The 21,796-nt window shown below is 68.4% G+C and carries 17 protein-coding genes; 10 read left to right on the forward strand and 7 right to left on the reverse strand.

Annotated features, from left to right (window positions below; all coding sequences use genetic code 11):
* Window positions 1-278: 278 nt before the first annotated feature.
* From ACWCQ6_RS17570 to ACWCQ6_RS17600, 7 genes are all read left to right on the forward strand, one after another.
* A complete protein-coding gene (locus tag ACWCQ6_RS17570) occupies window positions 279-2,690 on the forward strand; it encodes an N-6 DNA methylase (RefSeq protein ID WP_451090071.1) in 2,412 nt (803 codons plus the stop codon).
* A 301-nt stretch (window positions 2,691-2,991) separates the two neighbouring features.
* On the forward strand, window positions 2,992-3,906 hold the full coding sequence (locus ACWCQ6_RS17575; protein WP_451090073.1) for a restriction endonuclease subunit S: 915 nt from the start codon (window positions 2,992-2,994) through the stop codon (window positions 3,904-3,906).
* A complete protein-coding gene (locus ACWCQ6_RS17580; protein WP_451090075.1) occupies window positions 3,903-7,202 on the forward strand; it encodes a type I restriction endonuclease subunit R in 3,300 nt (1,099 codons plus the stop codon). The genes ACWCQ6_RS17575 and ACWCQ6_RS17580 overlap by 4 nt, the downstream gene beginning before the upstream one ends.
* The gene (locus tag ACWCQ6_RS17585; protein WP_451090076.1) at window positions 7,199-7,909 is read left to right on the forward strand and encodes a M48 family metallopeptidase; all 711 of its coding nucleotides are present in this window, start codon (window positions 7,199-7,201) and stop codon (window positions 7,907-7,909) included. The genes ACWCQ6_RS17580 and ACWCQ6_RS17585 overlap by 4 nt, the downstream gene beginning before the upstream one ends.
* A gap of 371 nt (window positions 7,910-8,280) precedes the next feature.
* Window positions 8,281-9,165, forward strand: coding sequence for a DUF2797 domain-containing protein (locus ACWCQ6_RS17590; protein WP_451090078.1), 885 nt, complete (start codon window positions 8,281-8,283; stop codon window positions 9,163-9,165).
* A gap of 38 nt (window positions 9,166-9,203) precedes the next feature.
* Window positions 9,204-10,082 (forward strand): amidohydrolase family protein, encoded by an 879-nt coding sequence (locus tag ACWCQ6_RS17595; RefSeq protein WP_451090080.1) that lies wholly within the window; start codon window positions 9,204-9,206, stop codon window positions 10,080-10,082.
* A gap of 82 nt (window positions 10,083-10,164) precedes the next feature.
* A complete protein-coding gene (locus ACWCQ6_RS17600; RefSeq protein WP_451090082.1) occupies window positions 10,165-10,905 on the forward strand; it encodes a response regulator transcription factor in 741 nt (246 codons plus the stop codon).
* A 250-nt stretch (window positions 10,906-11,155) separates the two neighbouring features.
* Here the strand turns inward: ACWCQ6_RS17600 and ACWCQ6_RS17605 are convergent, their stop codons facing one another.
* Window positions 11,156-12,025: an endonuclease/exonuclease/phosphatase family protein gene (locus ACWCQ6_RS17605; protein ID WP_451090084.1), complete on the reverse strand. Its 870-nt coding sequence runs from the start codon at window positions 12,023-12,025 to the stop codon at window positions 11,156-11,158.
* 138 nt (window positions 12,026-12,163) lie between these two features.
* On the opposite strand from ACWCQ6_RS17605, the gene ACWCQ6_RS17610 reads away from it, so the two are divergent.
* Both ACWCQ6_RS17610 and ACWCQ6_RS17615 read left to right on the forward strand, forming a co-directional pair.
* Window positions 12,164-13,693, forward strand: a complete 1,530-nt coding sequence (locus ACWCQ6_RS17610; RefSeq protein WP_451090086.1) for an MFS transporter — start codon at window positions 12,164-12,166, stop codon at window positions 13,691-13,693.
* A gap of 100 nt (window positions 13,694-13,793) precedes the next feature.
* Complete coding sequence (locus ACWCQ6_RS17615; protein WP_451090088.1) at window positions 13,794-14,552, forward strand: TetR/AcrR family transcriptional regulator; 759 nt, start codon at window positions 13,794-13,796, stop codon at window positions 14,550-14,552.
* A 66-nt stretch (window positions 14,553-14,618) separates the two neighbouring features.
* Here the strand turns inward: ACWCQ6_RS17615 and ACWCQ6_RS17620 are convergent, their stop codons facing one another.
* The 4 genes from ACWCQ6_RS17620 to ACWCQ6_RS17635 all read right to left on the reverse strand — a co-directional run bounded on the left by ACWCQ6_RS17620 (window position 14,619) and on the right by ACWCQ6_RS17635 (window position 19,133).
* On the reverse strand, window positions 14,619-15,089 hold the full coding sequence (locus ACWCQ6_RS17620; protein WP_451090090.1) for a PPOX class F420-dependent oxidoreductase: 471 nt from the start codon (window positions 15,087-15,089) through the stop codon (window positions 14,619-14,621).
* Between the two features lie 9 nt (window positions 15,090-15,098).
* On the reverse strand, window positions 15,099-15,914 hold the full coding sequence (locus tag ACWCQ6_RS17625; RefSeq protein ID WP_451090092.1) for a YceI family protein: 816 nt from the start codon (window positions 15,912-15,914) through the stop codon (window positions 15,099-15,101).
* A gap of 151 nt (window positions 15,915-16,065) precedes the next feature.
* Entirely contained in the window at window positions 16,066-18,588 is a 2,523-nt protein-coding gene (locus tag ACWCQ6_RS17630) for an MFS transporter (RefSeq protein WP_451090094.1), read from the reverse strand.
* Between the two features lie 23 nt (window positions 18,589-18,611).
* Entirely contained in the window at window positions 18,612-19,133 is a 522-nt protein-coding gene (locus tag ACWCQ6_RS17635; protein WP_451090096.1) for a MarR family winged helix-turn-helix transcriptional regulator, read from the reverse strand.
* Between the two features lie 511 nt (window positions 19,134-19,644).
* Between ACWCQ6_RS17635 and ACWCQ6_RS17640 the strand changes: the two genes are divergently transcribed.
* Window positions 19,645-19,854 (forward strand): hypothetical protein, encoded by a 210-nt coding sequence (locus ACWCQ6_RS17640; protein ID WP_451090098.1) that lies wholly within the window; start codon window positions 19,645-19,647, stop codon window positions 19,852-19,854.
* Window positions 19,855-19,893: 39 nt separating this feature from the next.
* Here the strand turns inward: ACWCQ6_RS17640 and ACWCQ6_RS17645 are convergent, their stop codons facing one another.
* Window positions 19,894-20,682 (reverse strand): hypothetical protein, encoded by a 789-nt coding sequence (locus ACWCQ6_RS17645; protein WP_451090100.1) that lies wholly within the window; start codon window positions 20,680-20,682, stop codon window positions 19,894-19,896.
* 66 nt (window positions 20,683-20,748) lie between these two features.
* Window positions 20,749-21,615 carry an RNA polymerase sigma factor SigF gene (locus ACWCQ6_RS17650; RefSeq protein ID WP_451090102.1) on the reverse strand — a complete coding sequence of 289 codons (867 nt, stop codon included), beginning with the start codon at window positions 21,613-21,615 and terminating at the stop codon, window positions 20,749-20,751.
* Window positions 21,616-21,796: the final 181 nt, after the last annotated feature.

Raw genomic sequence — 21,796 nt, forward strand, 5'->3', positions numbered from 1 at the left:
AAGCGTCCCCAGCCGTTCATGTCAGTACGGCTCCCCACCAACACGCTTTCCAACGGTGTTGGTGGGGTCTTGGGCTGCGTGCAGGGGCGTTCACTTGCGGTTCGCCCTGGACAGCACCTCGCGGACCGCAAGGGTGTCGGCGCCGAGCCGCCATGGGCCCAAGGAAGCGGCGGTGTTCTATCGGCTCTCACAGCTAAGGTTGCAGGATACAGCTCCCCCGGAACCGACTCGGTCTCCGGGACGAGGGCTGACGCACGCCAGGAAGGACGAGCTGCCGGATGCCACGCTTGACTTTGCCGCAGCTGGAGCGGCACCTGTTCGCCGCTGCCGATGTGCTGCGGGGCTCCATGGAGGCCTCGGCCTACAAGGAGTACATCTTCGGGATGCTGTTCCTGAAATATGCCTCCGACCAGTTCGAGGCCGAGCGGCGGCAGGTCATCTCCGAGCAGCGGGAACGGGGGCGCTCTCAGGCCGAGGCGGAGCAGCGGGCCGAGGCGCCCTCGTTCTATCGGACGTTCTACGTTCCGCAGCGGGCTCGCTGGGACCAGATCCGCGATCACCTCCATAAGTCGGTCGGCAGCGGCCTGAACAAGGCCCTGGAGGAGTTGGAGCACAGCAACCGATCGCTCGACGGGGTGCTTCAGCACATCGACTTCAACCGCAAGATCGGTCAGTCGTCGATGTCTGACAAGAAGCTGCGCGAGCTGATCATGCACTTCAATAAGGTGCCGCTTCGGCAGCAGGACTTTGAGTTCCCCGACCTCCTCGGCGCCGCGTACGAGTACCTGATCCGGGACTTCGCCGACTCGGCCGGCAAGAAGGGCGGCGAGTTCTACACCCCGCGTGACGTCGTCCGCCTTATGGTGCAGGTTGCCGACCCGCGTCCCGGCATGAGCGTCTACGACCCGTGCACGGGATCTGGCGGCATGCTGATCCTCTCCAAGGAGTACGTTGAGGAGTCGGGCGGCGACAGTCGCAACCTCGCCCTCGCCGGCCAGGAGAAGGACGGCAGTGTCTGGGCCATCTCCAAGATGAACATGCTGCTCCACGGCATCCCCGATGCGGATCTTCGGAACAATGACGACGGGACGCTCGAAGATCCAGCACACGTCACGGGCGGGGAGCTGCAGCGCTTTGACCGGGTGATCACCAACCCGCCGTTCTCAATGAACTACGTGGCTGACGCCATCCCGTTCCCTGAGCGCTTTCGCTACGGCTATACGCCCGAAAAGGGCAAGAAGGCCGACCTCATGTTCGTCCAACACATGCTGGCGGTGACCCGGCCTGGCGGGCTCGTCACGACGGTCATGCCGCACGGTGTGCTGTTCCGCGGCAGTGACGAGGGGAGGATCCGGACCGGCTTCCTGAACGACGACATCCTCGAGGCCGTCATCGGCCTCGGCCCCCAACTTTTCTATGGCACGGGCATCCCGGCCTGCATCCTCGTACTGCGGCCACTCGGCTCGAAGCCAAAGGACCGCACGGGCAAGGTGCTGTTCATCAACGCGGACCGGGACTACCGGGAAGGCCGAGCGCAGAACTACTTGGAGCCTGAGCACATCGAGAAGATCGTCTCGGCTTACCGGGCCTTCGAGGATGTCCCTGGCTTCGCGCGCGTCGTCTCCCGCAGTGAGCTGGCCGAGAACGACGACAACCTAAACATCCGTCGCTACGTCGACACCACGCCGCCTCCCGAGCCGCAGGACGTGCGAGCGCATCTGCACGGCGGCATTCCGAAGACTGAGGTCAGTGCTAAGGCGGACCTATTCGCCGCCCACGGCCTGACGCCAGATCACCTTTTGGCCCCGAAGAACGACGATTACTCGCAGTTTGCCAACGTCGTGACCGAGCGGCGCGACCTGCGCCGCCTGATCGAGGCTGACGCCGGCGTGGTCGCCACGGAGAGCGCTGTGCTCGACTCCATCGGGGTTTGGTGGGATGCGCAGGAAGCGCGCTTCGACAAGCTGGAGTCGCTTGGCGACCTCGTCGATCTGCGCAAGGACCTGATCGAGACGTTCCGAGACGCGCTGGCCTCCACCCGGCTACTGGACCCGTTCGCGATCCGCGGCATCGTGGCGTCCTGGTGGGGCGAGAGCCTGCCAGACCTGAAAGCGCTCGCGACCCACGGCTACCGCGGTCTTATCGAGGCCTGGGTCGCCACTGTGCTCGACGCCCTGGCTGAAGAGAAGGCCAAGGTCAACCCGCTCGACCACAAGGTGGCGCGGGCACTGCTGCCCGCGTACCTCGACCGGCTGGCCACCCTCGAAGCAGAGGTTGCCGAGCTAGACAGCACGATCAAGGCGGCTACGGCGTCCGATGACGAGGAAAACGGCGCCGACGATGAGCCGGTCGAAGAAGCCCTCTCACCGGCAGAAGTCAGGAAGCTGCGGACGAAGCTGACAGCGACGAAGAAACAGCTCAAATCGGATAAGGGTGCTTTCGCCGACCGCCTCGAGGCCGCCGGTGCCGCTCTCGATGACGTCATCGCCCGCCGGATTGTGCTCGAAGCCATGGAACGCGATCTTCTCGCTGAGGCCCAGGCGCGCATTGCCCGGCATCGGCGGGCGGTGGTCTCGGCGTTCGAGACCTGGTGGGACAAATACCAGACACCGCTCGCGACGCTCGAAGCCGAGCGTGACGCAACTGCCACGACGCTCGCCAGGTTGCTGAAGGAGCTCGGGTATGAGTAACGCTGCAGTGCCTGACGGGTGGACCCAAGTCCATGTGCGAGATCTAATCACTAAGAAGTTCACTGGGCCGAGTCCTACGTGTGAAGAGCGCCCAATTGCTAGTGATGATGAGTGGGGACTACTCAAGACCACCGCAGTAACGTGGGACGGTTGGCGAGAAGAAGCCCACAAGGTGCCACCAGCAAGTTACTGGGGAAACGAATCTATCGAGGTTCATGCAGGGGACGTCCTGATCACGAAGGCTGGACCCCGTCATCGTGTCGGTGTAGTTGTTCATGTACGGTCTACGCGGCCCCACATCATGGTGTCTGGGAAGATGGTCGGCCTTCGGCCAAGGACATCAGCCGTGCTACCACAAATACTGGCGGGTCTCCTCTCGACCAAGGCCGTTCAGGAATACCTGAATGCCCGGACGACAGGTATGGCGGAATCTCAGACGAACTTTTCGGATGAAGCATTGTTGTCTGCTGAGCTTGTGCTCCCTACGATGCCGGAGCAAGCGCGGATAGCGCGCATCCTGGATGCGGTCGATGAACAGATCGCTACCTCTAGGCACATCCTTTCGAAACTGAGACTGGAAGCGGAAGGGGTACTCGATCGGCTGGTGAAGGAACTTCCGCCAGCCGACTTCGTCCCGCTTGCGGATCTGTGCACTGCGGATATTTGCTACGGTATTGTCCAGTCTGGAGCATTCGTTCCAGGCGGAGTGCCGGTACTTGCTATTCGCGACCTCGATGGTGACTTTGAGGCGGGTGTTCATCGAACGTCAAGGTCGATTGATGCGCAGTATCGGCGAAGCCGGGTTGCTCCGGGAGATGTCCTGCTCTCGATCAAGGGGACCATTGGCAGAGTGGGTATCGCGCCGGATACCTACAACGGCAATATTAGTCGAGAGATGGCGCGAATTCGGCTATCCGCCCGAACGGATCCGGCGTTTGCGCGCTATTATTTGTTGAGTCGAGAGGCGCAGAGGCGGCTCGATCTCGCAGTGGTCGGCACTACTAGGGCAGAGGTATCGATTCACGTTCTCAAGAGGTTCGCGTTTCCATCGCCTGATATTCGATACCAGCGGCACGTTGCTCGGGTGATGGCAGCGCTTCAGGAGAGGCAAGAATCAGAACGCATTGCGTTGGCCAAGCTCCAGGCCGTGCGGCGTGGCCTCTTCGAGGACCTCCTCTCTGGACGTGTCCGCGTCCCTGCTGAGGCTGCCTCATGAGTAAGGGCCCTGAGTACACCGAGGTCGAGAAGCCACTACTTGACCAGCTGGAGGGCCTCGGCTGGCAGGTTATCGAGGGGTCGAAGTCAGACCCATCAGTCACGGAGCGCGACTCATTCCGCGGCTCGATCCTCGAAGGGAGGCTCCGCGCCGCACTGCTCAAGATCAACCCAGGGCCGGACGGTGCGCCGTGGCTGGACGATGCGCGCCTGGCCGAGGTGGTCTCGTCGCTCACGCGCTCCGAGGTGGGCAAGCTCGTTGAGCTCAACGAGCGGATGACCGAGCGCCTCGTTGAAGGCGTGTCCGTAGCGGGTCTGCCGGACTGGGATCAGGGACGCTCCCAGCGCGTCCAGTTCATCGACTTCGACAACCCCGCGAACAACGACTTTCAGGCGATCAGCCAGTTCCGGATGGATGAGCCCGGAGGCCAGGCCAAGAAGTTCGTCGCTCCCGACGTCGTGCTGTTCGTCAACGGCATCCCCCTGGTGGTCATCGAGTGCAAGAGCCCGTACATCACCGACCCCATGGCCGAGGGCATCACCCAGCTAAGGCGCTACGCCAACCAGCGTCGCCTCGGCCTGCCTGAGGGCAACGAGCAGCTGTTCTGGACCAACCAGTTCGTGGTCTCGACCTACGGCGACAACGCGCGCGTCGCGACCTTCACTGCGGGCCCGGAGCACTTCCTGGAGTGGAAGGACGCCTTCCCGCTCAGCCGTGACGAGCTGGCCTCGCGGCTCGGCAAGCCCGCGGTAGAGCTGACGGGTCAAGAGTTGCTAACTGCCGGGATGCTGGCACCGTCCAACCTGCTCGACGTCGTCCGGCACTTCACCCTCTTCACGGAGGTCAACGGCCGGCGGATCAAAATCGTCGCCCGTTACCAGCAGTACCGCGCCGTTGGCCGGGCGCTCATGCGGCTCCGGACCGGGAAGACACGAACCCAGGACGGCGAAAGTGACCGTCGTGGTGGTCTGATCTGGCACACCCAAGGGTCAGGTAAGTCTCTGACCATGGTGTTCCTGGTGCGGGCGATGCGCTCGGATCCAGTGCTGCGTGCCTTCAAGGTCGTGGTCATCACTGACCGGAGCGATCTCGAAAAGCAGCTCTCCGAGACCGCCAAGCTCTCCGGTGAGGGCGTCGTCCGGGCACGGCGCGCGGCTCAGCTGCGGACCATCCTGGCGGAGAAGGGCCCTGCGCTGGTCTTCGCCATGATCCAGAAGTACCGGGATGCGGATGCCGCAGGCGCCGGTGAGAGCCGCATGGCTGCGGACGAGAAGAACGAAGCACTCGGGGTCCTCAATACCGACGAGACCGTCGTGATCCTCGTCGATGAGGCGCACCGCTCCCAGACCTCGACGCTGCACGCCAACCTCATGGCGGCGCTGCCGAACGCAGCCAAGATCGGCTTCACCGGCACCCCGATCATGCGGGAAGGTAAGAAGCGCACCGACGCCATCTTCGGGTCGTTCATCGACCAGTACACGATCCGCCAGGCCGAACACGACGGCGCCGTCGTCCCCATCCTCTACGAGGGACGCACCGCCAAAGGGGCTGTGGTCGGCGGCAGCGACCTGGACGAACTGTTCGAGGACATGTTCGCCGAGCACACTTACGAGGAGATCGAGAAACTCAAGGCGCGCTATGCCACGACCGGCGCCGTGCTGGAAGCGCCGAAACTCATCGCCGCCAAGGCGAAGTCGATCCTCTGGCACTACGTGTCGACAGTGCTTCCCGGCGGCTTTAAGGCACAGCTGTCAGCTACCAGCCGCCTGGCGACGGTGCGGTACCGCGAGGCGCTCCTTAGTGCAAGGGACGACCTCGTCGCGCAGATTGAGCGCCTGCCGGAGCACCTCGTGCGCGGGGCCGAGGACGGCAGCCTGGATATCGACGGGCTCGATCGGCGCAAGCAGGTCCTAGTCCGTGGCCTGCCGCACCTGGAGCTCATTCGGATTCTGGACTTTGTCCCGGTTATCTCGGGCAGCAACAACGATGACCCGACCTGGCTGCAGTGGACCGACAAGGCCCGCCAGGATGCGGTCATCGCGGAGTTCAAGAAGCCGCTGGGCTTCCCCGGTGAGCAGAGAAGTCCCGTTGCTTTCCTATTGGTACGCACCATGCTGCTAACCGGCTTCGATGCCCCAGTCGAGCAGGCGCTTTACCTCGACCGCTTTATCCAGGACGCCGAACTGCTCCAGGCCATTGCCCGTGTCAACCGGACCAGCCCGGGCAAGGCCGCCGGCCTGCTGGTCGACTATTTCGGCGTTGGCGCCCATCTGCAAAAGGCGCTCCAGGCCTATGCACCCGAGGACGCCGAGGATGCCATCGGGGCGCTGGCCTCGATTGCGGACGAGGTGCCAAAGCTACGCGACCGGCACGCCCGGGTGGTGGCGCTCTTCGCCCAGGCGGGTATCGAGACGTTCGATTTGGATGAGGACATCGAGGCCTGCGTCGACCTGCTCTCAGACGATGCTCTCAGGGCCCGCTTCAGTGTGCTGCTGAAGCAGTTCCTCACCACGCTCGACACCATCCTGCCCCGTCCCGAGGCGCTGCTCTTCGTGGCTGACGCCAAGCGGCTCGGCCTGATCCAGAAGGTCGCCCGGCGACGCTACCGGGACGACGGCCTCGGAGACTTCAGTGCCTCGCTGTACGGCGAGAAGGTGCGTGCCCTGATCGACGAGCACGTCACGGCGCTCGACATCGCGACGAAGATCGCGCCCGTCTCGGTCACCGACCCGGACTTCCTTGCGAAGGTTAAGGGTCTTAGCTCCGACAAGGCGAAAGCCTCCGAGATGGAACACGCCCTGCGGTTCCACATTCGGACGAACTTCGACGAGGATCCCGCTCGCTACACCAAGCTCTCCGAGCGCCTCGACGAGATACTGAAGTCGCTTACCGGCAAATGGGACCAGCTCAGCCTCGCGCTCGAGGTGCTGCTCGGCGACATGACCGACGAGTCCAGCTCGTCGCGCGTCCACCAAGACCCGCTGGTCGCCCGCTTCTACGGCCTTCTGGAGAGCGAGTTCGCCACCAGTGCCACCCTGCCAGACGAGGTGCGGACGGACATCCTGCACCTGGCCGAAGACATCGTCGGTGAGGTGCTGCGGCACGCAGGCATCGTGCGGTTCTGGCAGAACCCGCACGCCCAGGACGAGCTGCGTAAGGACATCGTCCATCAGCTGGACGACCGCGACCTGTTTCCGTTCTCCGAGCAGGCGGCCATTGCTGACCGCCTCATGGAGCTGGCGCGCTCCAACCAGTCTTTGATCAGGGAGCAGCTCCGTACTCGGGGGCGCCCTTGATTACTGTCCTCCAGCTTGACGATCTGCGCGTACCGGTCGAGATCGGCGGCAGCAGCCGTAAGGCTCGGCTCACCATCGAGGTCGACGGATCGCTGCGTCTGAGGGCCGCCGATGATGTGGCGACCGCGGAGCTGCAGCAATTCCTGGCGTCGAAACGCGAGTGGGTCTACCGCAAGCTGGCCGAGAAGGAAGTCCTCCACCTCCAGCACGAGCCCGTCATCAAGGAGCTCGTCGACGGTGAGGGCTTCCTGTACCTGGGTCGCAGCCATCGACTGAAGATCGATGACGCGGACGGCGCTGTCCGCCTGGAGCGCGGCCGACTCGTCCTGCCACGACAGCTGCTCGGCGTGGGAGAGGCAAGCCTGATCGCCTGGTACCAGCGCTGCGGCGAGGCCTGGCTAGGACCCCGCTCTCGGGCATGGGCAGAGCGACTACGAGTCGATGCGGGGCCCATCGAGGTGGCAGACCTCGGCCACAAGTGGGGAAGTGCGACGGCCGGACGCCGCGTGCGTATCCACTGGGCGACGCTCCAGTTGTCCCCACCCCTCGTTGATTACGTGTTGGCGCACGAACTCGCGCATCTGCGCGAGCCTCACCACGGCCCCGCGTTCTGGCAACTGCTCGCCCGCGTCATGCCGGACTACGACGAGCGTAAGCAGGAATTGGCGAGGCGCGGCGCCTGCCTCTGGTTTGGGGGAACGTTGTAGTGGCGCCCTGGCTCAACGCATCGTGAGTTGGGCTGACAGGCGGGAAGGTTGTAACGCAGTCGATCTGCGGGAGCCGACTCTGCTGGAGCTGTGGCGGGTCGGCCGGCGGACCGTCGTGACGACGGCGCGACCGGTTGGAGTTGACGGCAGCACTGACGGCAACGACGGCACACGGACGTACATGATCGCTGGCTTGAGCAATCGGAGCAGTAGGCCGTTGGCGCCCCTCACGGCAAGCTGCCCGATCCTACGGATCAGAAGGTTGCAGGTTCGAATCCTGCCGAGTGCACAACAGGCAAGAGGCCCCCAGGAGAAATCCCGGGGGCCTCTTGCTGTTCCCTCCCTTTGCGTCGGAATCCGGGAGTTCGATCATGGGTGTGGTGTGGCAGTGCACCGGGCTGCGGTGGCCCGACGCGCAGCGGCCGCCCGTGCTGGGCTGGCGGCGCGGCGGGGCCGTGCGGGCGAGTGCGCAGGTGTACGGGACGGAGTTCGGGTTCCGGGCCGAGGGGGAGCGGTGCTGCGTCGGGGCGCGTGGGAACGCGTGTCCGGTGGGGGCCGTGGTGTCGGGGCGGAGCACGGGGGCGCGGTGTCCGGAGTGTGCGCGGCTGGACCGGGCGCATTCGGTGGCCGCCGACACGATCGCCGACGACCCCAGGACGTACCGCGTGTATCTGGCCTGGTTCGGGCCGGGGATGGTGAAGGTCGGGATCACCGCCGAGGAGCGGGAGGCGGCGCGGCTGCGTGAGCAGGGGGCCGTGGTGTTCAGCTGGCTGGGGCGGGGGCCGTTGATGGCGTGCCGGCGGACCGAGGAGCTGCTGCGGTCGGCGCTCGGGGTGCCGGACCGGATTCCGTACGCGCGGAAGCGGGCCGTGCGCGGGGCGCTGCCGGGGGCGGCGGAGCGCGGTGCCGAGGTGGCGGAGCTCTACCGGCGGTCCGTGGCGCTGCAGGGGGCCGGGTGGCCGGAGTCGCTGGAGCGGCTGCCGTTCGAGGCGGTCGACCACGCCCGGCTGTTCGGGCTCGACGGCGCGGTCGAGGTGGCGTGGGCGGTCACCGAGTTGGTGGCCGGGGGTGCGGTCGCCGGGCGGCTGGTGGCGGCGGCCGGGCCGGATCTGCATCTGGCGACGGCGGACGGGGTCGTGGTGCTGGACACCCGGCTGATGACGGGGTGGGAGCTGGTGGCGGCCAACGCGCGGGCCGGGGTGGGGGTGCCGGTGGCCGACATCGGGGGCGGTGGCGTGCAGGGCGGGCTGTTCTGAGATCGTCGGACCTGTCCGGACGTTGAGAGGGGCATGGGATGTGTGGTGACGCCGACGACGTCGTGCGGTTCTGGGAGCGGCTGGGGCTGCCCGGAATCATCGATGTCCATACGCACTTCATGCCGGAGCGGGTGCTGGCCAAGGTCTGGGCGTACTTCGACTCGGCGGGGCCGCTGACCGGGATGGAGTGGCCGATCGAGTACCGCCACGACGAGGACGAACGGCTCGCACTGCTGCGTTCGTTCGGCGTGCTCCGGTTCACCTCGATGCTCTACCCGCACAAGGTGGGGATGGCCGCCTGGCTGAACGGCTGGGCGGCCGATTTCGCGCGCCGGGTGCCCGACTGTCTGCACACCGCGACCTTCTTCCCGGAGGAGGGCGTGGCGGGGTATGTGCGCGAGGCCGTCGAGGCGGGGGCGCGGGTCTTCAAGTCGCACCTCCAGGTCGGCGCGTACGACGCCAACGACCCGCTCCTCGAGCCGGTCTGGGGGCTGCTTGCGGAGGCCGGGATTCCGGTGGTGATGCACTGCGGCTCCGGGCCGGCGCCCGGCAAGTACACCGGCCCCGAGCCGGTCGGCCGGCTGCTCGCCCGGCATCCTCGGCTGCCGTTGATCGTGGCGCACATGGGGATGCCGGAGTACGCGGAGTTCCTGGGGCTGGCGGAGACGTACCCCCGGGTGCGGCTCGACACGACGATGGCGTTCACGGATTTCACGGAGGACTTCACGCCGTTCCCGCCGGCCGAGCGGGGGCGGCTCGCCGCGCTGGGGGACCGGATCCTGCTGGGCACCGACTTCCCGAACATCCCGTATCCGTACGCGCACCAACTGCACGCGCTGGAAAGGCTGGAGCTGGGGGACGACTGGCTGCGGGCGGTCTGCCACGGCAACGCGAGCGCGTTGTTCGGCGTGGACTGACGGCCCGTCGGGGCGCCACTTTCTCAGGGAATTCACAGATTCGGGTAAGGCCCCTTTCAGGGGAGCCTCACAGGGTTGGGGCATGACGACGACGACCTCGCCCCAGGGGCGTACCGAACTGCTGAGGGCGGACCGCACTCCTGTCCGCGTGCTGGTGGTGGACGACGAGGCCCCGCTCGCCGAGCTGCTGTCCATGGCCCTGCGTTACGAGGGCTGGGAGGTGCGCAGCGCCGGGGACGCTGCCGGGGCTGTACGGATGGCGCGCGACTTCCGGCCCGATGTGGTGATCCTCGACGTGATGCTGCCCGACACGGACGGGTTCGCCGTGCTCGGAGGGCTGCGGCGGGAGCTCTCCGAGGTCCCCGTCCTCTTCCTGACCGCGCGCGACGCGGTGGAGGACCGGATCGCCGGACTCACGGCGGGCGGCGACGACTATGTGACCAAGCCGTTCGGCCTGGAGGAGGTCGTGGCGCGGCTGCGCGGGCTGATCCGTCGGTCCGGCGCGGCGGCGGTGCGCAGCGAGTCGACGCTCGTCGTCGGCGATCTGTTCCTCGACGAGGACAGCCATGAGGTGAGCCGGGGCGGGACGTCCATCCATCTCACCGCGACCGAGTTCGAGCTCCTGCGCTTCCTGATGCGCAACCCGCGGCGGGTGCTGAGCAAGGCGCAGATCCTCGACCGGGTCTGGAACTACGACTTCGGCGGGCAGGCGAACGTCGTCGAGCTGTACATCTCGTATCTGCGCAAGAAGATCGACGCGGGACGGTCGCGGATGATCCACACCCGGCGGGGGGCGGGATACCTCATCAAGCCCGCTGAGTAAGGGCTGTCCCGTAATCCCTGGTGTATCAGCGTGCGGCGTCAGATGCGGTGCATCGCAAGGCGGAGGGATGCTCGCATACTGGATGTATTCGGGCGTTCCGACAATGCGGCGAGGTGCCGTGGCTGTCGTCGCACGCCCGCCAGGGATTACGGGACAGCCCATAGCCACCCGCGCCGGTGGCGGGGGCCGTGGACACCGCGGACCCGGCTGGTGGCTGGGACCGACCGGCAGTTGCCGGCCGGTCCGAGGCTCAGCGCCGTAGCAGCAGGTCGGCGACGACCGGGCGGTGGTCCGAGGCGAGTGTCTCGGCCACCGCCGCGCCGCGTACCCGCACGGAATCCCTCGACACCGCCACGTAGTCGATCCGCTGCACCGGATCCTGCGCCGGGAAGGTGGGCCCGCCCGGCTCGGCGTCCGTCAGCTCCTGCCACAGCGGGGCGAGTTCGGGAGCGGCCGGCGCCGCGTTGAAGTCGCCGAGCAGGATCTGCCGCACCGGCCCGCGGCCCGACCCCGGCTCCGCGTCCTCGGCCATGATCCGGCGGGTGTCGGCGACCTGGGCGCTGCGTACGGACGGGTCGGCGCGGTAGTCCAGATGCGTCACATAGACGTGCACCGGCAGCCCCTTCACCCGCACGACCACCTCGCCGAAGCCGGGGGCCGGGGCCGGAACGGGGTTGGGGACCTGGGTGGAGAGCCGGGTGATCTCGTGGTTCTCCGCGCTCACGATGCGGTACCTGGACAGCACCGCGACGCCGAACTCCCGTCGCGGCGCACCCGGCGTCTCCGGGGCGAGGCTGTAGACCGGGGCGAACGACACCTGCATGTCCAGCCGTTGCGCCAGCTCGCTCGCCAGGTCGCGCCACTGGCTGCGGGTGCCCCAGTGGACATCGACCTCCTGGAGCCCGATCACATCGGCGTCCAGCGAGCGGAGCTCGGCGGTCTGCCGGTCGAGATCGAAGACATTGTCCATGCCGGCGCCCGCATGGATGTTGTACGTGGCCACGCGCAGCGGCACCGCTCGCCCCTGCCCCTCCCCGGCGGCCGCTGCGGGAGGCGCGAACGCGATCCCCAACAGCCCTGCGGCGACGAGCACTTCCACCGTACGACGACGCAGTGACATACCACTCCAGTCCTTGTCGGATCAGCGGCGAGCACGGTACCGCGCGGAAAGCGGAAATGTGTTGTACGCCGTACAGGATCTGCTTTACGGTGTACAGCGCCTGTTGCTCGTACACCGTATAAGGGATCAGGAGTCCGTATGACGGCGACCGCCGCCGAGCAGAACCACCTCTCGTCGCCGAGCCATCCGCAACGCTGGCTGATCCTCGGCGTCATCTGTCTCGCCCAGCTCACCGTGCTGCTCGACAACACCGTCCTCAATGTCGCGATCCCCTCCCTCACCCGGGAGCTGGACGCCTCCACCGCCGATGTGCAGTGGATGATCAACGCCTACTCGCTGGTCCAGTCGGGCCTGCTGCTCACGGCCGGCAGCTCCGCAGACCGCTACGGCCGCAAGAAGATGCTGCTCGCCGGGCTCGCCCTGTTCGGCATCGGCTCGCTGGTGGCCGGACTGGCCCAGACGTCCCTGCAGCTGATCGCCGCCCGCGCGGGCATGGGCATCGGCGGTGCGCTGCTGATGACCACGACCCTGGCCGTCGTCGTGCAGATCTTCGACGAGACCGAGCGGGTCAAGGCGATCGGCATCTGGTCGACCGTCAGCTCGCTCGGCTTCGCCGTCGGGCCGCTGATCGGCGGAGTGATGCTCGACCACTTCTGGTGGGGCGCGATCTTCCTCATCAACATCCCGGTCGCGGTGCTCGGACTGGTTGCCGTGGCCCGCCTCGTCCCGGAGTCCAAGAACCCCAGCGGCGAGCGCCCCGACCTGCTCGGCGCACTGCTCTCCACCATCGGCATGGCATCCGTCGTGTACGCGATCATCTCCGGCCCGGAGCACGGCTGGGCCTCGGGCAGGGTGCTGCTCCCCGCCTTCGTCGGGGTCGCCGTCCTCACCGGATTCGTGCTGTGGGAGCTGCACATCCCGTACCCGATGCTGGACATGCACTTCTTCCGGAACCAGAAGTTCGTCGGGGCGGTCGCGGGCGCGATCCTGGTCGCCTTCGGGATGGGCGGCTCGCTCTTCCTGCTCACCCAGCAGCTCCAGTTCGTCCTCGGCTACGAGCCGCTGGAGGCCGGTCTGCGTACCGCTCCGCTGGCGCTGAGCGTCGTCGCGCTCAACCTCACCGGACTGGGCGCCAGGCTGGTGCCCAAGCTGGGCACACCGGTCACCATCGCGGCCGGGATGAGCCTGCTGGCCGCGGGGCTCGCCGCGATCGCGCTGCTCGGCGGCGACGGCTACGGCGGCATGCTGCTCGGCCTGGTCGTGATGGGCGCGGGCATCGCGCTCGCCATGCCCGCCATGGCCAACGCGATCATGAGCGCCATCCCGCCGGAGAAGGCGGGCGTGGGCGCCGGGGTCAACGGCACGCTCGCCGAATTCGGAAACGGCCTGGGGGTCGCCGTCCTCGGCGCGGTGCTGGGCTCGCGGTTCGCGTCGCTCGTTCCGGCGGCTGTCGGGGCCGCGTCACTGCCCGCCGCACTCGCCTCGGCCACCGACGCCGGCGAGCGGGCACGGATCACGGACGCCTTCGCCTCCGGACTGGAGACCAGCCAGCTCTTCGGGGCGGTCGCAGTGCTGGTCGGCGGCCTGCTCGCCGCCGTGCTGCTGCGCCGCGCGGAGCGGGCGGAATCCGTCCGGGCGGACTCCTCGGGGACCGCGGCGGCGGCATAGCATCGGGGACGGGGCGCACCGGAGCGTACGAATCCGTTCCGTGTGCGATCCACGCGTACGTGGCCGGTCCGCCCCGCCGGCAAGACGAGGAGAGTGCGCCATGGTGTCCGCGGCCGACCGTGTGAAGAACCCTGCCAGGACCAGCGTGTGGCTGGACCAGCGGACACCGTCGCGCACCCGCAAACCGGACCAGGCGGCGGGCCTCGACCGGGAGAGGATAACCGCGACCTCGGTCCGGCTGCTGGACGCCGAGGGGCTTGCCAAGTTCTCCATGCGCAGGCTCGCCGCCGAGCTCGACGTCACCGCGATGTCCCTGTACTGGTACGTGGACACCAAGGACGATCTGCTGGAGCTGGCCCTGGACTCGGTCTACAGCGAGTTCACGCCCCCGCGGGAGGACGCCCACTGGCACGACCGGCTGCGCGGGCTGGCCACCGAGTACCGGGAGCTGCTGGTCCGGCACGTCTGGGTGTCGACGCTCGCCGGGCACTTCCTCAACATCGGCCCGCACGCGATGCTGATGTCGTACGCCGTCCAGGACGTGATCCGGGCGACCGGCCTGCCGCTGCGGCACCAGACCGGCGCGCTCTCCGCGGTCTTCCAGTTCGTGTACGGATTCGGCACGATCGAGGGCCATTTCGCGCAGCGCAGCGCGGCTGCGGGACTCAGCCAGGAGGAGTACTACCAGCAGGCGCTGGGCACGATCCGCGCCCAGCCGCAGCTCCGGCAGATCGTGGAGTCCTCGCAGGAAGTGATGGACGCCCGCGGCGGCGACACGGTCGAGGAGATGCGCGAACGGGACTTCACCTTCGCCCTGGACCTGCTGATCGCGGGCATCGAGGCGATGCGGGACCGCTGAGGGGCGGAGACGAGGGCGGGAGGACGGCTGAGATCCCGCCCGCCCCTTCTCCGTACCCGTGCGTGGTCAGCCGTCGGACGTCGGCGGGGCCGGGAAGCCGCCGGTGGCCACCGGCCCCCACCGCTCCGGAGTGATCCGGATGATCGACTTCCCCTGCTTCACCATCGCCGCCCGGTATCCGTCCCAGTCCGGGTGCTCGCCCGAGATGTTCCGGAAGTACTCGACGAGCGGTTCGACCGAGTCCGGTGAGTCGATCACCTCGGCCGAGCCGTCGATCTGGACCCACGGGCCGTTCCACTCGTCCGACAGCACGATCACACTGACCCGCTGGTCCCGCTTCGCGTTGCGGGCCTTGGCCCGCTCGGGGTAGGTCGAGATGACGATCCGGCCCGCGTCGTCGACCCCGCAGGTCAGCGGGGAGCCCTGGGGACGGCCGTCGGACCGGGTGGTCAGCAGGATCGCCCGGTGCCTGGGCCGTACGAAGGCCAGCAACTCGTCGAGTTCCACGGTTGTGTTCGTCGCGATATCGGGTGCCATGTCCGCAGACTACGACGGCATGGACTCACCCTGCACGGCCTGGACGTCGATCTCCACCCGCAACGTCGTACCGATCGCCGCGATGCCCGCCTGCACCACCTGGTTGTAGTTCATGGCGAAGTCCTCGCGGCGCAGCTCCGCCGTCGCGTTGAACGCCGCGCGCACCCCGCCCCACGGATCCGGGCCCGTCCCGAGGTAGCTCAGGTTGAGGTCGATCGGGCGCACGACACCGTGCAGCGACAGATCGCCGTGGACCAGCCAGCGGTCGGGTCCCGTCGGGGTCAGCGCGTTGGAGCGGTATGTGATCTCCGGGAACCGGTCCGAGTCCAGGAAGTCGGGCGAACGCAGGTGCTTGTCGCGCATGCTGTTGCCGGTTTCGATGCTTGCCGCGCTGATGACGGCGTCGACCCGGGACTGCTGGACGTCCTGCGCGATCTCGATCCGGCCGCTGAACTCGGTGAACCGGCCGTGCACGCTGGAGATCCCCAGGTGCTGCGCGACCGTGGCCACCGAGGAGTGCGCCGGGTCGAGCGACCAGGCCCCCGGCGGCGGCAGCTCCGCACCGCCCTGGCGGGCCAGCACCACCGTGCCGGCCTCGACCCGCCCGCTCGCCGTGACGAGGGCGGTGGAGGCGGCGGGGGCGTACCCGACCGCCGTGACGATCACCGTGTACGCGCCGGCCGCCAGGGGCGTGTCGGTCCGCACCGACCCGTCCTCGTCGGCGGCGGCCCGCAGCACCTGCGTGCCGGTCATGTCGGTGACCGTCACGACCGCGTGCTGGACCGCCCAGCCGTCCCGCGTCCGTACCTGTGCGCGAAGTCCCATCCCGTTCTCTCTCCTAGCTCCATGACTCAATGAGTCGGGCCCCGGGGCGGGGACGACAGGCCGTCCCCTGCCTGCCGTCCCCGCCGCCGGGGCCCATTTCCACCGGCAGGGGCGGCGTCTCCGCTGGAAGCGCCGCCCTGCCGGGGGTCTGTTACTCGCCGGGGTGGGCGAGCTCGATGTCGTGACCGTCGGCCCCGCGGCCGGCCACGGTCAGCGCGCTTGCCACCGGCGGGTAGCCGGTCGCGATGACCGAGTACTCGCCCGCGTCCAGGTCGGCGAAGGCGTACGCCCCGTCCTCCCCGGTCGTCGAGGTGGCGACCACATTGCCCGCCGCGTCAACCAGTGTGACCCGCGCGTCCGGCAGCGGTCGCCGCGAGGTACCTGCCCGCACGGTGCCCTGGACCAGCGCACCGGGCCGGAGCGTTGCCTCGACCCGGGTGACACCCTGGCCGCCGATCTCCACCGGCAGCGCCAGCGGACGGTACCCGGCGGCGTTCACCGCGACGGTCACCGAACCGGGCACCAGCTCGCCGAAGGTGAACTCACCGGTCTCGCCGGACCTGCCGGTGGCCAGCACATCGCCGCGCACATCGGTCACGACGACCATGGCGCCCGGCACCGGCGCGGCGGACTCCGCGGCCCGCACGACGCCGGCCAGTCCGCTCGTACCGGAGAGCAGGATGTCGTACGAGAGCGGCTCCTCACCGACGACCACCGTGGACGCCTGCGGCTGGAAGCCGTCGGCGGAGGCGATCAGGACGTAGGAGCCGGAGCCCGGCGCGTCCAGTCCGTAGCTGCCGTCGGCCTGGGCGACGGAGCGCCCCAGCTGCCGGCCGGCCAGCGAGATCAGCGTGACGGCGGCACGGGCGACGGGTGCGCCCTCGGCACCGCGCACCACACCGTGCACGGACGTGCCGTGCAGGGTGGTGACCGGAGCCCCCGGGGTGTCGACCGAAGCGGCCGTGGCCGTCGCCTCGGAGACCGCCTCGACGACGGTGGCGGCCGGAGCACTGACCGCCTCGACGGCAGTGGCGGCCGGAGTGCCGACCGCCTCGACTGCGGGGGTCTCGGACGTGGCCGGGACCTCGCTCGAAGCGTTGGTCCTCAGGGCGACCTCCTTGATGAAGACCGTGATCAGGAAGGCGATCAGCGCGGCCGGAGCGGCGTACAGGAAGACATCGCCGACACCGTGCCCGTAGGCGCTCTCCATGACCGTACGGAACGGCGCGGGCAGCTTGTCCAGGTCCGGGATGCCCCCGCCGCCGGTGCCGCCGTGACCCATCGCCGCGCCCTCGGGGCCGAGCTCCGCGAGGCCGTCCTGGACGTAGTGGGTGACGCGGTTCGCCATGACGGCGCCCAGCGCCGAGACGCCGATCGCACCGCCGAGGGAACGGAAGAAGGTGACGACGGAGCTGGCCGCGCCGAGGTCGGACGGGGCGACCTGGTTCTGCGTGGCGAGCACCAGGTTCTGCATCATCATGCCGATGCCGAGACCCATGACGGCCATGAAGACCGCGATGTGCCAGTACTCCGTGTCGTACCGGATGGTGCCCAGCAGGCCGAGCCCGGCGGTGACCAGGAAGCCACCGGTGACCAGCCAGGCCTTCCAGCGGCCGGTCCTGGAGATGATCTGGCCGGAGACGGTCGAGGAGATGAACAGGCCCGCGATCATCGGGATCGTCATGACGCCCGACATCGTCGGCGACTTGCCGCGGGCCAGCTGGAAGTACTGGCTGAAGAAGACGGTGCCCGCGAACATCGCGATACCGACGAACAGCGAGGCCAGCGAGGCCAGCGTGATGGTGCGGTTGCGGAAGAGGCGCAGCGGGATGATCGGCTCGCTGGCCTTGGCCTCGACGGCGACGAAGATCGCGCCGAGCACGACGGAACCGGCGACCATCACGGCGGACTGCCAGGACAGCCAGTCGTACTTGTCGCCCGCGAAGGTGACCCAGAGGAGCAGCAGCGACACGGCGGCGCTGATGAAGAACGCGCCCCACCAGTCGACCTTGACCTGACGCTTCACGACCGGGAGCCTCAGCGTCTTCTGGAGCACGATCAGCGCGATGACGGCGAACGGCACACCGACGTAGAAGCACCAGCGCCAGCCCATCCAGCTGGTGTCGGTGATGACACCGCCGAGCAGCGGACCACCGACGGTGGCGACGGCGAACACCGCACCGATGTATCCGCTGTAGCGACCGCGCTCACGCGGGGCGATCATCGCCGCCATCACGATCTGCGCGAGGGCGGAGAGACCGCCGACGCCGATGCCCTGGATGACACGGCAGGCGATCAGCATGCCGCTGCTGGTCGACATACCGGCGACGACCGAACCGGCGACGTAGATGACGAGGGCTATCTGGACCAGCAGCTTCTTGCTGAACAGGTCGGAGAGCTTGCCCCACAGAGGGGTGGTGGCGGTCATCGCCAGCAGCGAGGCCGTGACGACCCAGGTGTAGGCGCTCTGGCCGCCGCCGAGGTCGGAGATGATCTCGGGCAGTGCGTTCGAGACGACCGTCGACGACAGGATCGCCACGAACATGCCGAGCATCAGCCCGGCCAGTGCCTCCATGATCTGCCGGTGTGTCATCGGCGCGCCGGACGAGGAATCGGACGATCCCCCGTGCTTGGCGTGGCCGCCCCGCACACCGGTCGGTGTGGTCGTAGCCATTTAAGTCCTTGTCTTTGCTTCTGTTACACGGGTGTACGGGTGTGCGAGTCGTTGTCGCCGTCGGCAGGCCGGGAACGGCAGTCGTCGCTGTGCTTTCCGGGACCGCACCCGCTGGGCCCGCGACAGGCGAAACTGTCGCGCAGCCGGGCCAACAGCGTGTTCAGCTGTCCGACCTCGTCGTCCGACCAGTCGGAGAGGTTGTGGGCGAACGTCTCGGTGGTCCGCCGGTTCAGGTCGCCGAGTACGTCACGTCCGCCGGGGGTCAGCCGCAGGATGCGGGACCGCTTGTCCGCCGGATCCGGGGACCGTTCGATCCAGCCACGCTCGGCCACATGGGCGACATGACGGCTGGTCACCGACATGTCGACGTCCAGCAGCTCGGCCAGTCGGCTGATCCGCATCTCGCCGTGCTGCCTGAGCAGGGACAGCACGGCGGCGGAGCCGGCCGGGCACTCGGCGGGCAGGGTTCGGGCGAGACCTCGTTTGACGGCCCCGATGGCACTGAGCTGCCGGGCCAGTTCTTCGTACTGACTCCGTGCGGCCACGGCCCCCCCCAGACATCTCACCGGCACATCTTGTTGCTTAGGGCAACCATAGAAGCCGTTAGTTGCTGCAGGCAAACGAAAAGGGGCTTGCAGGAGTAAAGGAAAGCAAAAGGGTGCGTACGGCCCGGGTCAAAGGCCCAGCCCGGGGTACGGGTACGGATGGTGCGGGTGTGTGTCGTGCCACAGTCGGGCCCGGTGGGGCTCCGCTCCGGCGCGGCGGCTGAGTGAGCAAGCGAGCACGTCGCGTGCGCGGAAGGCGGATCCGGAGCCGAGACGGGCAACAAGTTCCGGACGGAACCGGTGAGTTGGGCCACCCTCCCCTTGCCGCACCTCGCAACTGGCCTGTGCGCGCAGCTGATTTCGGCCCGGCATGCCCCTGCGGCCCGACGGCCCGGCCCCCGCTCCACCGCCGCGCACCGGCGCCTTCCCCGCCCCGCCACCGGCCCTGGCCTCGGCCCTTTCCCGACCCGGGGGTTGGGACGCAGGGCCGAGTTCGCTAGGGTCCTGGCCCATGGCACACAACCCCCACGCCCCGCAGGGCCCCGAGGGCAACCACGACCCGGCCGGCAGCACCCAGATGTTCCGCGCCTTCGTCGACGAGGGCGAGCCGCAGCGCCGGCAGCAGCCGGCCGCCTCGTCCGGACCGAGGGTCGGGGTGATCGCCGCCGTCGTCGCGGTGATCGTCGTCCTCGCGGCGGTCGCCTGGCTCGCGCTCGGCTGACCGGCGCCGCCGGTCCCCGCACACAGCCCCGTCCATCTGTCACTTCAATACGGCGGTGACGTCCCGGGTCTCCACATGCATACCCAGGGGCACCCGCCAGGCGTCCACACAGACGGTGTACGTCCCCGTCCGCGCCGCTCCCGCGTCGATCGGCGCGGGCAGTGGCCCGGTCGACTCGATGGTCGCCCAGTCGACCCCCAGTGAACCGATCACATGCGTGGCGAAGGTGACGGTTCCCGCGCGCGCCGGTGATCCTCCGGTGTTCCGGAACTCCACGGTCACCCTCTCGCACCACCGCTCGTCCGCCGCCTCCCGTACGGGGGCGCCCACCGCCAGCACGGCGGGCCCGGCAGGTGGCGCGCCGGATCCGGGGGCCGAGGGGGTCACGGGCCCGGTGGAGCCCCCTCCGGTGCCGGGCGTACCGGGTGTGGCGGGCGGGCCGGACGGCCTGGGAGTCGCACCGGGCGTGGCCCCGGAGCCACGGGACCGGCCTCCACCGCCACCGCCATCACCGCCGCCGGGATCATGGCGCTCGCCGGGACGGCCCCCCTCGCCGGAATCACGGCCGTTGCCGGGGGTGCGGCCGTCGCCGGGGGTGCGGCCCTTCCCGTCACGGTCCAGCGGGGCCAGGGCCACCTTCCCCGGCGGCGCCACCGCCCCCGTCGGAGCTCTTCCGGGGTCCGCCCCCGCCGCACCGAGCGCCACATAGCCCTCGTCAGCCGCACCGCCGCCGCAGGCGGCCAGTACGCCGCCCAGACACAGCACGACCGCCGAGGCGGCGATCACGGTGCCCCGGCGGCCGTTCGAACCGAGCATCTGACGTCGCATCGCGCCAGTGTTGCTGACGGGCCGTCAAATCGGAAGCCTCTTGCTCCGGTACGGGAGTCCACGGTGTCAGTCGGCGATGAGCCCTTCCCTGAGCTGGGCGAGCGTACGGGTCAGCAGGCGCGAGACATGCATCTGCGAGATGCCGACCTCCTCGCCGATCTGCGACTGGGTCATGTTGGCGAAGAACCGCAGCATGATGATCTGGCGCTCGCGCGGCGGGAGCTTGGCCAGCAGCGGCTTGAGCGACTCGCGGTACTCGACGCCCTCCAGGGCCGAGTCCTCGTAGCCGAGCCGGTCCGCGAGGGAGCCCTCGCCGCCGTCGTCCTCGGGCGAGGGGGAGTCCAGCGAGGAAGCGGTGTACGCGTTGCCGACGGCCAGCCCGTCGACCACGTCCTCCTCGGAGACCCCGAGCGCCTTGGCCAGCTCAGGGACGGTCGGTGAGCGGTCGAGCTTCTGCGCGAGCTCGTCGCTGGTCTTGGTCAGCGCGAGCCGCAGCTCCTGGAGCCGGCGCGGGACGCGCACCGACCACGAGGTGTCGCGGAAGAACCGCTTGATCTCCCCGACGACGGTCGGCATCGCGAAGGTCGGGAACTCCACGCCCCGTTCGCAGTCGAACCGGTCGATCGCCTTGATCAGACCGATCGTGCCGACCTGGACGATGTCCTCCATCGGCTCGTTGCGGCTGCGGAACCGCGCCGCGGCGTACCGCACCAGCGGGAGGTTGAGCTCGATGAGTGTGTCCCGTACGTAGGCACGCTCCGGGCTGTCCGTTCCTTCGGGGCCTGGTGCCGGCCCCAGCGCGGCGAGCCGCAGGAACAGGGAGCGGGACAGAGTGCGGGTGTCGATGGCCTCCGACGAGCCGGTGAGCACGACGGGTGCGGGTTCGTTCTTCGTGAGCGTGAGCACCTTCGAGCTGCCCTGTTCTGCGGACATGCCACCCCCTTTGAGGTCGCGGACGGTCGCGTTGGGCCGCGACCATCGGAGGAACGCAGCCCCCACCTGAATACCGGAGGCGAGGCCACGGCAAACGCGGTTTCCGCAGAATGTCACATGTCGGCAACACGCTGTAGTGACATGTCGACAAGTCTGTGTGGAGTATGCGCAGTTAACAGGG

The sequence above is a fragment of the Streptomyces sp. NPDC001880 genome (assembly GCF_053594575.1).